This window comes from Pedobacter sp. GR22-10, assembly GCF_026239715.1.
Classification (GTDB): domain Bacteria; phylum Bacteroidota; class Bacteroidia; order Sphingobacteriales; family Sphingobacteriaceae; genus Pedobacter.
In genome coordinates this window covers 1,161,944-1,175,499 of the sequence record NZ_JAPIVR010000001.1, presented here as the reverse complement: position 1 = coordinate 1,175,499, position 13,556 = coordinate 1,161,944, and the positions used below count along the sequence as shown (strand labels likewise).

Annotated in this window: 11 protein-coding genes; 8 read left to right on the top strand and 3 right to left on the bottom strand. The window is 38.8% G+C overall.

Annotated elements, in window-relative coordinates:
- Positions 1-14: 14 nt before the first annotated feature.
- Positions 15-2,216, bottom strand: a complete 2,202-nt coding sequence (locus tag OQX64_RS04910; RefSeq protein ID WP_265817879.1) for a peptidase domain-containing ABC transporter — start codon at positions 2,214-2,216, stop codon at positions 15-17.
- Between the two features lie 87 nt (positions 2,217-2,303).
- Here OQX64_RS04910 and OQX64_RS04905 point away from each other — a divergent pair, with 87 nt between their 5' ends.
- Genes OQX64_RS04905 through OQX64_RS04895 form a run of 3 tightly spaced genes read left to right on the top strand, consistent with a single transcriptional unit; the run spans position 2,304 to position 7,445 of the window.
- The gene (locus OQX64_RS04905; RefSeq protein WP_265817878.1) at positions 2,304-3,749 is read left to right on the top strand and encodes an ABC transporter permease subunit; all 1,446 of its coding nucleotides are present in this window, start codon (positions 2,304-2,306) and stop codon (positions 3,747-3,749) included.
- A complete protein-coding gene (locus OQX64_RS04900; protein ID WP_265817877.1) occupies positions 3,736-5,160 on the top strand; it encodes an ABC transporter permease in 1,425 nt (474 codons plus the stop codon). The genes OQX64_RS04905 and OQX64_RS04900 overlap by 14 nt, the downstream gene beginning before the upstream one ends.
- A 32-nt stretch (positions 5,161-5,192) precedes the next feature.
- A complete protein-coding gene (locus OQX64_RS04895; protein ID WP_265817876.1) occupies positions 5,193-7,445 on the top strand; it encodes a TonB-dependent siderophore receptor in 2,253 nt (750 codons plus the stop codon).
- Positions 7,446-7,515: 70 nt separating this feature from the next.
- On the opposite strand, the gene lysA is transcribed toward OQX64_RS04895, so the two are convergent.
- Positions 7,516-8,685, bottom strand: coding sequence for a diaminopimelate decarboxylase (gene lysA, locus OQX64_RS04890; RefSeq protein WP_265817875.1), 1,170 nt, complete (start codon positions 8,683-8,685; stop codon positions 7,516-7,518).
- Positions 8,686-8,850: 165 nt separating this feature from the next.
- Between lysA and OQX64_RS04885 the strand changes: the two genes are divergently transcribed.
- Positions 8,851-9,015 carry a hypothetical protein gene (locus OQX64_RS04885; protein WP_172406565.1) on the top strand — a complete coding sequence of 55 codons (165 nt, stop codon included), beginning with the start codon at positions 8,851-8,853 and terminating at the stop codon, positions 9,013-9,015.
- Here the strand turns inward: OQX64_RS04885 and OQX64_RS04880 are convergent.
- Positions 9,004-10,317, bottom strand: a complete 1,314-nt coding sequence (locus OQX64_RS04880) for an aspartate kinase (RefSeq protein WP_265817874.1) — start codon at positions 10,315-10,317, stop codon at positions 9,004-9,006. The genes OQX64_RS04885 and OQX64_RS04880 overlap by 12 nt on opposite strands.
- 261 nt (positions 10,318-10,578) lie before the next feature.
- Between OQX64_RS04880 and OQX64_RS04875 the strand changes: the two genes are divergently transcribed.
- The 4 genes from OQX64_RS04875 (at position 10,579) to OQX64_RS04860 (ending at position 13,525) form a co-directional block, all read left to right on the top strand.
- Complete coding sequence (locus tag OQX64_RS04875) at positions 10,579-12,315, top strand: phospho-sugar mutase (protein WP_265817873.1); 1,737 nt, start codon at positions 10,579-10,581, stop codon at positions 12,313-12,315.
- 166 nt (positions 12,316-12,481) lie between these two features.
- Positions 12,482-12,691, top strand: a complete 210-nt coding sequence (locus tag OQX64_RS04870) for a hypothetical protein (protein WP_088302638.1) — start codon at positions 12,482-12,484, stop codon at positions 12,689-12,691.
- Positions 12,691-13,065, top strand: coding sequence for a type II toxin-antitoxin system VapC family toxin (locus OQX64_RS04865; RefSeq protein ID WP_265817872.1), 375 nt, complete (start codon positions 12,691-12,693; stop codon positions 13,063-13,065). Before OQX64_RS04870 ends, OQX64_RS04865 begins: the two co-directional genes overlap by 1 nt.
- 145 nt (positions 13,066-13,210) lie before the next feature.
- Positions 13,211-13,525: a hypothetical protein gene (locus OQX64_RS04860; protein WP_265817871.1), complete on the top strand. Its 315-nt coding sequence runs from the start codon at positions 13,211-13,213 to the stop codon at positions 13,523-13,525.
- Positions 13,526-13,556 lie beyond the last annotated feature (31 nt).

Sequence of the window (13,556 nt, the reverse complement as noted above, 5' to 3'; positions counted from 1 at the left end):
AGGTTAATGGAAGGTCATTGGCCGAGTTCAAGCTGATTTTTGATCAGGTGGTAATAGTGTCCTTTGATTTGAAGTAGTTGCTGATGTGTACCAACTTCTTTAATTTCACCTTGCTGAAGCACCACAATTTGGTCTGCATTTTTTACTGTACTAAGCCTGTGGGCGACAATCAGCACCGTTTTACCCTGAAAAAAAGTGTTAAGATTATTTACGATAGAAAGTTCATTCTGTGCATCTAATGAATTAGTGGCTTCGTCAAGAAAAATGTAATCCGGATTACGGTAAATCATTCTGGCGATTAATAAGCGTTGTTTCTGGCCTTCACTTAAGCCAAATCCATCTCTACCAACAACGGTTTCATAGCCGAAGGGCATTTTCAGAAAAAAAGCATGCATGTTGGCCATTTTAGCTGCCTCATGAAGACGATTAAAATCTTTAACCTCGGCACCAGCAAAAATATTATTGGCGATGGTATCCATAAAAACATATCCATCCTGCATCACTACGCCGCAATGGCTTCGCCATGATCTGGCATTAATGGCTTCGATTTTTTGCGTGCCAACTTCTATACTGCCTGCGGAAGGAGCATAAAATTTAAGTAAGAGCTTAATTAATGTTGTCTTCCCGCTGCCACTGGTCCCTACAATAGCTGTTACTTTTCCGGCTGGAATGTTCAAACTGACATTTTTTAATACCTGTGCACTGTGTTTGCCGCCGTATTGGAACGATACCTGATTCAGCACAATATCTACCGGCTCATCCCCATTCAATTCCTCATCCACACCAAAATCTTCTTCAGTTTCTTGTTGCACTTCATCTATACGCAATAAACTGAATGCTGCATTTTGCGAAACCCTCGAAAATTCCACCAACTGATTTACCGGAGCATTTAACTGTCCACAGATATAGGTGATGGCCAGCATGCCGCCCAATGTTACCTGGCCATGGATCACCAGCATGGCTGCAGCATAAGTGATCAGCACATTCTTTACCTCATTAATAAAAGCACCAACTCCCTGCATCCGTTGATCAAGTTGCAATGCTTCAAGTTTGAGATCGAAAGATTGATCTTGTAATCCTTCCCAAAGCTGTTTTTTTTCATCTTCACTCCCCGTTAATTTGATTTCCTGCATGGCATAGAAAATTTCCAGGAGCAGTTGCTGGTTGGCAGAAAGTACCTTAAACTTTCTCTGATCAATCATTTTTCGCTTCTGTTGAAAAGAGTTAGACCAGATTACGCTGATGCCAGCACCGACAATAAACAGCAGAAAAATCTGCCAGTTGTAATGAAGCAAAACGCCACCAAGTACAATTAAGGTAATTGCCGATAAAATAAAATTGATGAGTGAATTGGTCAGGAACTCCTCTATGCGCTGATTATCATTCACACGCTGCATATTATCTCCCGCCTGCCGGTTATCAAAAAATGAAAAGGGCAATTTCATCAGTTTTGCCAGAAAATCTTTCAGCATGGTGATGCTCGTTCGGGCACCAATTCTAAATAACAATCTTCCCCGTACAAAATCCATCAGCATCCGGCCAGAAAAAAGCATGAGCTGTCCTAAACAAATCAGCAATAACAAATTGGTGTTTTTTCCTTGAATGCCCTTGTCTACGATCATTTGGGTCAGCAAAGGAATCACGAGTGAGAAACCACTAGCCAGCGCCAAACTCACCGCTATCGGGAACCAGCCTTTCCGGTGTAATTTCAGGTAAGGAACCAGGTTCCACAATGAAGTTTTATGCTCAGGCTTGCCATCCATTTCATGAAATGAACGGGTTGTCTCTAATAACAATACCCGGCCAACCTGTGTATCATCATTAATATTCCAGCCCGATAAAAATGCAGCTGTATCTAATTTTATTTTACTGTTAAGCGCCGGATCTGCAAGATAGACCGATTCATCATTTACTTCATAAACCACCACATAGTGTTCTTTTTGCCAGTGTACTATGCAAGGCATGGGCAATCTATTCAGTTTATTAAATTCCAATTCTGCAGCCATGGTTTTGAAGCCAATGTTTTCTGCGGCATCAGTTAAATCAAGCATCGTAGTGCCTTGCTTCCCGATTTTGCAGAGCTTTCTTAAATGCTGCATGGAAAAATTCTTACCATGATAGCCGGCAACCATTTTAAGGCAAACCGGACCACAATCCATGGCATCTGGCTGCTTATAAAACGGATACTTTCTCCTGCGGATAAAATCTTTAAGCATGATTAATTTCAAAAATTGTAAATGCAATGCAGTTGCAAATATGTAAAATATAATGCAACTTTGGTGCATTATTAAATTAATCTTTGAATGAAAAAAACCAACATTGCCATTTGGCAAATGCTGATAAAAAAAGAGTTACTGGTGATTTACCGGAACAAGACAATGCTCATCTCCACGGTAATGATCTGGACACTTTTTATGGCGGCTGCCATTTGTACATACTTAGATTATCAATCAGCGCACAAACAAAGAATTGAAGCCAACACAATTTTCAGGGAGCAATGGGCGCATCAACAACGCAATCCACATGATGCGGCACACTTTGGCACCTACCTTTTTAAATCGATTAATCTGTTAAATGTATTTGATACCGGATTAGATGATTATGCCGGGAATACCTATCGTATTGAAGCCCATGTGCAACACGAACCCGATGCAGCAAATGCGGAAGGAAATGACAGCTCCATGCGTTTCGGCAGGCTCACACTTGCATTGATTTTGCAATTGCTCATTCCGCTGCTCATCCTCTTTATCACAGCAACCAGCATTACCATAGAAAAAGAACAGGGTACATTGAAAATGCTGCTGGCTCAGGGATTAAGCACTTCAAGGTTAATATGGGTTAAGGCTATTTCAAGTTATCTTTTCATCATAACAGTGGTTTTGCCAATCTTTTTACTGATGATCATGATGCTATTGATCTCTCCCGGATCTGACGTACTGCTCACCAGATTACTTTGGATGATATTGGCATTTCTATTGTATTTTTTATTCATTGCCTTGCTGGGCATATTGATTTCAGCCTGGAGTGGTAATTCAGGAAAGGCACTTTTAACCGCGTTGAGCTGCTGGATATTAATGAGCATTATCTCGCCGAAATTACTCACCGGAATTGCCGATCGCAGCTATCCGCCAATGTCTCGCACCGCTTTTACGGATCTTGTTGAACAAGGATACAGAAAGGGACTTAACGGCCATGATCCTTATGCAGAACGTGGGGAACGTTTCGTTCATCATATTCTTAAAAATTACCATGCAGACTCCGTTAGCGAGCTTCCTTTTAATATTGAGGGTTTAACTTTTCAATACCATGAGGATTATCGTAATATGGTGTTTAACTATTATCTGGCACAGGTAGCACAACAGTTTGATAAACAACAAAACTTTTTAACGATAGCGGGAGTCTTTAATCCGTTTCTTTCCATCAAACGGATTTCGATGGCCCTCTCTGGTACCGACTATTATCATCATCAGTACTTTTTTAAACAGGCGCAAACTTACCGCAATCATTTAATTAAAAAGCTGAATCTGCAGCTCGCCATGCACAGTAAAGATGTAAAGGGAGAGTATATCCTAGGTCCTAAGTATTTTGCAGGGCTTCAAAACTTTGATGATCAGCTTCCACCTGTCCATAAGGTCATTCAGTTAAACCAGATTGGACTATATGCTATCGCCGGATGGATTCTGCTGCTCGCTGCATTGATCCAGTTTATTGCTTCACGTTCTTTAGCCCGCCATTATGAACCTGCTTAAAATCGTATTTAAATTTGAACTGCGCATGCTTCTCAGACAGCGATTGGTATTGTGCTTAATTTCTTTCTTCTTTCTAACCGGTCTTTACAGCATCTATGATGGTTACCATTTAACCAAAAAACAACTTACGGCTATAGATAGTCTGGAACGAAATTACGATCAGAAATTTAAGGAGCTGGCTAAAAATTTCACCGCAGATACCACTACATCAGCAGGAAAAACCAGCTATGCACAGGCAGGAATTCCAGCTGTGATTGAATACAGGAATCCGCTCAATGCGGTACACAGACCAGCATCACTAACGTCACTATCTGTAGGTCAAAGGGATCTGTTGCCTTATTATGAGGTGATTACCAGAAAACGAAATGCAGTAAATGCACCAAATGCTGAAATTGCAAACCCGGAAATGCTGGCAGCCGGTAACTTTGATCTCGCCTATGTGATCATTTACCTTTTTCCATTATTGACTATCGCATTGTCATATAATACCTGGTCGAAAGAGAAAGAACAACAAACTGATCGCCTATTGGCTGTTCAGGGAAAGTATCTTGAACACATCATTATTTATAAACTCGGCTTCCGTTTTACCGTGGTGACTTTATTGGCCTGGTTGCTGAGTGCTATCGGAATCATAAGTGATTCGCAGCTCAGCCCCTTTAACCTGACAACTTCCTTATTATGGTTTTTTACCGTTACAGCCTATTTGGCGTTCTGGTTTTCAATCTGTTTAATCCTGATCAAAATCGGTAAAAGTTCTGCTGCGAATGCACTTTACCTACTGGCTGCATGGTGCTTCTTTCTCCTGGTATTGCCTGCCATTACCAATGCCTTCATTCGCCAGTTATATCCTATTCCATTAAAAACGGATGAAGCCGTTGCTTTACGGGAAAACAGTGAAGCCATATGGGCAATGCCCAAACAAGCACTTATTGATACTTTTTACGCTAATCATCCAAAGTATAATTCCTTAAAAAGCGCTGCGGATACCAGCGAGAATAGCACCGTTCGTTTCAGTGCCTATTATGATCTTCTGGGCAGAAAAATGACTTCGGCGATAGCACATTACAATCAATATCCGCGAAAGCAAAATTTAATTTCAGCCAAATTAAGCTGGATTAATCCTGCTACGAAAACACAATACTTGCTGAATTCAATCGCTGAAAGTGGCCTGACGGATTATTTATCTTATCAAAACCAGGTCAATTGCTTTCAAAAAACATGGGTCGATTTCATGACAGGTTATATTATTCATAATAGAAATTTAAGCCTTGCTGAATTACATCATCTTCCTGAATTTAAAATGAAACCAGCTCCTGGAAAGAACACAAATATCTTAACAGATATCCTTGGTCTGCTGATTATATCTTTCTCTATCCTATTCTTAAGTACAAAAATCAAATTACCATTATAACACAATTACCATCCATTTAACAAATCACAGAAATGAAGAAAAAACTTTACTTGTTATTAGTCATCCTTATTTACATTCCCCGGCTATTTGCACAACAGCAAGGCAAAACAAAATCTACCTTAGATTCTAACAGAACGCAGCAGTTGAGCGAAATTAGTATTGCCGGAAAAAAAGCAGTAAAATTGCGAAAAGACACTTTATCTGCAGCCTTAAGAATGCAGATTCCGCTGCTTCAGATGCCTCAAAACATAATTAGTATTTCCGCTGCATTGATACAGCAGCAAGGAAGTTTTCAATTAAAAGACATGGCGAGGAATGCCAGTGGAATCTATTTCGGATACAACAGTTCGCCTTTTGACAATTCTGCTTCCATTAAAATCAGAGGATTTAATGCCGCTACCACCATTAACGGGATGCCCAGCCGACTGGTACTTGGTGCAACACTTGATGATGAAGCTTTAATTGAAAATCTGGAATTTATTAAAGGTCCGGCAGGATTTATCAGTGCCGTAGGCGAACCCGGCGGAACCTTAAACATTTCTACCAAAACACCGAAAGAAAAGCTACTGAATGTGCAGCTTACGGGAGGTAATTACAACCTTTTCAGATCTACCGTTGATGTTGGCAGTAAAGTTTTAGATAAAGGTTTCTCTTATCGTTTCAACGCAGCATATCAGCGGCAAAATTCTTATCTGAGCCATATGAAAACGGAGAAATATGTAATTGCTCCGGTAGTTCAGTATAATTTCAGTCCGCGGACTTATGTCATTGCCGAATATAATTACATTCGCGGTGAAGTAAAAAACGGTTCATCAATTAATAAACTTCGCCAGGATAAGGATGTGTTGCAAGATCAGATTGGCGTAAATTACAGCGCAGGTATTGGCCTTCCATTGAGTGTTGCACAAACACATACGGGCAGATTTGTAGCCGTCCATAAATTCAATTCAAACTGGCAGTTGACTTCACAATCTAATTATGTGAAGGCCCCTTCTACGCAATGGTATATGGTTTCATCAAATAACAGAACTTCCATCAGCTTTGATGATGCGGGTAAAACCAGGCGGATATCCAGTAATTCTAATTTGTTAGGTGAAACCTATAACACCAACTTATTTCTGAATGGTAAATTTAACACCGGGCAGTTTAAACATACAATCCTGGTTGGTGGCGATTATACTAAAGGAAAAGATTCGCTTTCAACCTATTATGGAACCAATTCCATCGCGTTCGATCGAAATAATCCAAATTATGATGTCGATCCAAATACGGTAGCTGTAACCAAAAGATCCATCAGGCAGGAAAACAAAATTCATTACACGGCGGCGTACGTTTATGATAACATTGCCTTTGATAAATTTCTACTGACTGTTGGAGCGCGGTATACGGAATACAGAAATCAGAATATTTTAACAACCACAAGAGGCCCACGTACGCCTGATCAATACAAGCAACATGCTTTTTCACCCCGTTTAGCCCTGACTTTTACGCCGGATTCTACTTCTTCCATCTACTTTTTGTATGACCAATCTTTTGTTCCGCAAACGGGTCAGGTAGTCACTGAAACCACAGCCAGCGCAACAGCAGGACAGCGGACAGTTACCGGAACGAAACCTATAGACCCTCAATTCGGAAATAGCTTCGATCTTGGTTTTAAGAAAAAATGGTTTAATGGGAAACTGCTGACCACCATAAATGGTTTTCACTCGGCAAAACAAAATGTATCTGCCAGGGATTTCCGAAGTTACACAGCTGCCGCGGGCGCTGTAGCTTATTACCTGCAATTGGGTGAAGTAGTGAGTAACGGGGTTGAAGTTGATGTAATTGGAAACATCACCGATCGGCTTTCATTAGTAGCGAATTACACCTATGTAGATGCAAAAATTACCAAAGACAATAACCTTGATCCTACGCCGGACAATCCTTCTATTGTAGGACAAAAAATGCCCGATGTACCTCAACAAATTTTTAATACCTGGATTCAGTACAGCATTCCATTAAAGGGGTATAATAAAATTGCTCTGAGTGCCGGCCAAACCAGCATTGCAAAGCTCTCTGCAATTAGTCAGCGGGATGTTTTCTTACCTAATTATACCAAGTTTGATGCTGGGGTGAGCTTTACAAATCCGAGGTATTGGGTTAGGGTAATTGCAGATAACCTGGCGAATAAACGTTATATTTCTTCCGGAGATATTACAACTGATTTCCCCTATACCGGAAATAACTATTTCTTTGTGGAAGGAGAACCCTTTAACATCAGGTTTTCTGTTGGCCTTAAATTTTAAAACCAGATAGCCTAAATAAAAAGATCGCCGATACGTTTGCAGCATTTGCTCCACGTATCGGCGATTAATATCAGATTTCGTTACTATAAACCGATCTTATGGCATCCCGAAGGTTATACTTGGAAGCCATTACCTCTCCGTAAGCACCTGCGCTGCGGATGGCAAAAATATCACCCCTGAACGAAATTGGCTGTTCTACCTCTTTACCAAAGCAATCTGTACTTTCGCAGATTGGTCCAACGATGTCGTATTTAACGACTTCGGACTTCGGACTCCCGACTCCGGACTGACTAAGATTTTCGATTTTATGATAGGCCTGATATAAAGCCGGACGCATCAATTCTGTCATGCCAGCATCTAAAACCACGAAGTTTTTTTTCTTCCCGTTTTTGATATATAAAGCTCTTGTAATGAGTGATCCAGTTTGTCCGACAAGCGCTCTACCTAACTCAAAATGAACTTCCTGTCCTGTTTTGATCTCCAAAAATTCATCAAATATTTTGAAATAAGATGCAAAGTCAGGTATTTGATGGTCAGGGTTATAATAGTCGATACCTAAACCTCCGCCAACATTTAAAACTTTCAAAATAAAGCCTCTATCTTCAAACCAGGTAGCAAACTCATTCACCCGAACACAAAGATTTTTGTATACATCCAGGTTGGTAATCTGAGAACCAATATGGAAGTGAATGCCAATAAATTTCAGGTTTGCAGATGCTTTTAAAGTCTCCGCGCATTCTGGCAAATCCCACGAATTAATGCCAAATTTATTTTCATCTAAACCCGTGGTGATGTTGTGGTGCGTATGGGCATCAACATTTGGATTGATGCGGATAGCCACCTGCGCCACTTTTCCTTTTGCAGCAGCCAGTTCATTTAGCACTTCCAGTTCCTGGATAGATTCTACATTGAAACAGAAAATATCCAGATCCAGGGCTTCATTAATTTCTTTATCGGATTTACCTACGCCTGCAAAAACGATTTTCTGATGATCGAAACCAACTTCAACCGCTCTTCTCACCTCTCCGGCACTCACACAATCTGCGCCGAAACCAATGCCTTTAATCTCTTCAAGCAAAACAGCATTGAAGTTGGCTTTTAATGCATAATGGATATGAAAATGATACGGAGCTGCCGCTGCGGCACAGTTACGAAGCGTCTTTTGCAACAAATCGGTATCATAATAGTAAAAAGGGGTTTCTATATTGTTAAACTTTGATATATCTTTATCGGCGAACATGTTCAAATTCCTTATTATAATTTTAATTTTATTCTTTGGGCTGGTTTACTTCGGTAATTACCTCGATTTAAAGAATGGAAGAATTACCCAAAAACAATACAATGGAAAAATCCGGTTTTCTATAGTTTTGCTCCTGATTGTACTGTTTATATTATTTATTAAAAAATGAAGATTGTAGCCGCTATATTTATTGTATTCATCATTTCCCTGGGATTATTCAATTCATATAAAAAATACAAAAATGATTTGCTTCCAAAAGGCTTTTTAGCTTTGCACATCTTACTTGGCCTTCTGGTCATCACCGGTGCATTCTATCTCCTATTCGAATAACCTGTTGTGTAAGCTTCTTAAAGCCTCGGTTTTATATTCGCTTAAAATAAGTAAAGACACATTGTAGTTGCTTCCTCCGTAAGAAATCATCCGGATTGGAATATGCTTTAAACCTTCCAGAACCCTGCTGGCAAAACCGTGTTTCTCTGAACCGAAATCGCCCACCACGCATACAATACTATGGTTGGTATCTACTTCAACGGTTCCGAAACTTTCCAGTTCTTCAATGATCTTTGGAAGATTTCCAATTTCATCAATGGTTAAAGAAACGGCAACCTCAGAAGTCGTGATCATATCGATAGGCGTTTTATAGCGTTCAAATACCTCGAAAACGCGACGAAGGAAACCATAAGCCAGTAACATCCTGCTTGATTGAATCCGAATGGCAGTAATGCCATCTTTTGCAGCGATAGATTTTATTTTTCCTTTTTCACTGTTATGGGTAATCAATGTTCCGGCTGCTGAGGGTTCCATCGTGTTTAGCAAACGAACTGGAATTTTATATTTCTGAGCAGGAAAAACCGACTGCGGATGCAAAATTTTCGCACCGAAATAAGCCAGCTCAGCCGCTTCATCAAAAGACAATTGTGCAATAGGCTTTGTACCTTTTACAATTCGCGGATCATTGTTATGCATTCCATCAATATCTGTCCAGATCTGAACTTCTTCCGCTAAAATCGCAGCGCCTAATAATGATGCAGTATAATCACTTCCTCCACGGCGTAAATTATCTACCTCTCCAAAACTGTTGCGGCAAATAAACCCTTGCGTAATGAACAATTTATTGCCTTTGTGCTGCTCTAAAAGCGGGGTTAAATGTTTCGTGGTAAATGGAATATCCGGTTCGTTATCCTCATCGGTTTTCATGAAATCAAGGGCAGGCAACAACACAGACCCGATTCCAATCGATTTTAAATAAATGTGGTATAAAGTGGTAGACAACAATTCACCCTGCGCCAAAACCACTTTCTCTTCAACAGGAGTAAAAATATCGTTGGTTAAAACCGCTAAAAAGCTGAAATGATAATCAATTACTTCATTCCCCATCTCCTGAAAATCAGCATCAGGCAAAAGTTCAATCACAAAATCTTTATATTTCTGGTATAAATTTTCTACTGCGCTGCTCCCCTTCTGCTTATCTCCGGACAAAAAATAATTAGAAATTTCAACTAAACTATTTGTAGTACCAGAAACGGCTGATAACACTACAATCTGCTCTTCATTTGGATTAATGATATCCAATAACTTCGTCATGCGCTCGGGACTACCAACAGACGTACCCCCAAATTTTAATATTTTCATCTACTTAAATTATATGAACTGTGATAAAAACTGCCAAAACTTTACATAATTCCTTTCGGACTGTGAAAAAGTTTAGATGGTTTTATTTTAATACCGGAATTTCTTTATTATTGTATCGGGGCGTGAAAATAAGCAAAACAAGCTTAAAAGCAACATCCTCAACAAAATAAAATTTGGATAAATAGAAATAAAATTCAATTCAGCCAAACTTCATTCATGAAATTTTGTTCAACACGAGATATTTAATTAAAAAACAGCTCAATGCAAGCAATTGACCAATCTACACAAGCCACCATTAACCAATGGCTAGGCGGTAATTACGACGAAAAAACAAAGGCAGAGATACAAGCCTTAGTTGATCAAAATGCAACAACAGAACTTATTGATTCATTTTATAAAAGTTTAGAGTTCGGAACAGGTGGCTTACGCGGAATTATGGGTGCGGGATCTAACCGCATTAATAAGTATACTATCGGCACAGCTACCCAAGGTTTAGCCAATTATCTGAATAATAAATATCCTGGTGAAAAAATCAGTGTAGCCATTGCGCATGATAGCCGCAACAATTCTGATTATTTCGCCAAAATTACAGCTGATGTTTTCTCAGCCAACGGCATTTATGTTTACTTTTTTGAAGCATTAAGACCTACACCGGAACTTTCTTTTGCGGTACGTCATTTCGGTTGTAAAAGTGGTGTGATGTTAACGGCTTCTCATAATCCAAAAGAGTATAACGGTTATAAAGCTTACGGTGCAGATGGCGGTCAGTTTACTTCTCCTGATGATAAATTGGTGATTGATGAGGTAAACAAAATCAGCAGTATTGATGAAGTTAAATTTGATCGGGTTGAAGGCAATATCGAATTAATCGGGGAAGCAGTAGATAAATTATATTTAGATGGTATCACCGCGCTTTCCATTTCTCCTGAAGCCATAAAGAGACAGCAAAACTTAAAAATTGTTTACTCTCCTATTCACGGAACCGGAATTACACTGGTACCGAAGGCTTTAGAACAATTTGGCTTTACCAATGTAACCATTGTGGAAGAGCAAAGCAAACCCGATGGTAATTTCCCGACGGTTGTTTATCCAAATCCAGAAGAAAAGGACGCTTTAACTTTAGCGATAAATAAGGCGAAGGAAATTGATGCTGATTTAGTTTTGGCAACAGATCCTGATGCAGATCGTGTGGGTATTGCAGTGAAAGACAATGACGGCGAATGGGTTCTGTTAAACGGTAACCAAACTGGAAGTTTACTAATTAATTACCTGCTAACAGCATGGCAGGAAGCAGGTAAGTTAGATGGTAACCAGTTTATTGTAAAAACAATTGTAACCTCAAACCTGATTGAAGAAATTGCCAAGAAGAAAGATGTGACTTATTATAATACGCTAACCGGATTTAAATACATTGGTCAGGTGATGACTGAGCTGGAAGGAAAAAAATACTTTATTGGTGGTGGCGAAGAAAGTTATGGTTACTTAATCGGCGATTTGGTTCGCGATAAAGATGCGGTGGTTTCTGCTGCCTTCATTTCTGAAATGACGGCTTACTATAAAGATAAAGGGGCCAGCTTATATAATGCCTTGCTTGATATGTATGTAGAATATGGCTTGTACAAAGAAGACCTGGTATCACTGACTAAAAAAGGAAAAACAGGTGCAGAAGAAATCAAAGCCATGATGGTGAAATTCAGAGAGAATCCGCCAGCTACATTGGGTGGTTCGAAAGTTTCGGTATTGAAGGACTACGAATTGGGTCAGGAAACAGATTTGGCAACAGGTAAAGTGACCAAACTGGATTATCCAACTTCTGATGTTTTACAGTTTATTACAGAAGATGGAAGCATTGTGTCTGCCCGTCCGAGTGGTACAGAGCCAAAAATTAAGTTCTATTGCAGTGTGAATGCACCTTTAGCTTACCGAGCTGATTTCGCTAAAGTAAACGAAGCATTAGGTGATAAAATCAAGGCGGTAATGGCTGATTTACAGGCTTAAGAAAAAGTTGCCTATATCGAAGATAAGAACCACAGGTGATGTTTTCATCTGTGGTTTTTTTATTTGAATAATGTAATTTTATTTGTAAACTATTGTAGTTCTTTAGAAATGAAAAGTTATAATTCAGAATTGTAATTCTTATATTTACACCACAATATCAATTATTATGACAGAAATCATTTTGAAAGACGATGTAGAACAAAGTAAAATTGATGCTTTGCTGTTCTTCCTTAAATCATCGAATATCGATGCAGAAGTGAAGATTACTGATGTAAAAAAAATCCAAAAATCAAGTGCTTTTTCTCTTGCTAAAGGAATATGGAGTGATTACAATGTTGATGCAAATGAACTTAGAGATAAGGCCTGGAAAAGATAATGGTATTATGTGATACAAATATCTTTATTGAAATTTATAAAGGAAATTTATTGGTAATAGATACTTTTACAAAAATTGGCCAATCTAATGTTGCTATTTCCGATGTTACCTGTGCAGAATTATTATATGGAGCAAGAAATAAAATTGAGCTTGAATTGATTAAACGAGATATTAACAAGCTATTTATTTTACCTATCTCTTCTGCGATTTCATCTCATGCCATAAACTTAATTGAACAATATACACTATCCCATAACTTAAACCTTCCTGATTCCCTTATTGCATCCACAGCTATTATCCATAATATTAAATTATACACACTCAATCTGAAAGATTTCAGGTTTTTAGAGGAAATCGCTCTATTCAAAGTTTAAATTTTTTGTTTACTAATATCTGATTGCAGCGTTTCTAATTTTTATTTGCTAACCTCAATTTCGTTTGTACATTTGCAGCTGAAATACAATGTTTAAAAAAGCCCTTATATTTTTTCTGATGATCTGTACCCTATCCAATTGCTATATGCAATTGATTGTATATTCAGGTTATCAAATGAATAAGGAATACATTACCTCTGTATTTTGTATTAATAAAGCACATCCCGAATTGCATTGCGATGGCCAGTGTTTCCTAGCCAAAAGATTGAAAGATTTAGATGGAAAAAATAAGCAAATCCAGGAAACGCTGAAAAGAATTGTAGAGACTGACCCCGAGTTCCGGGTTTTGGCACTCAATCACCATCTTCCCTACTTCATTATTAAATCCGAAAGCCTTTATCTGGAAAAACCCATCAGAGACCTTTCTATTTCTATTTTTCATCCACCGAAAACGGTTTAAGAAAATCTTTTTTTGCGATCGTTACCCTGAT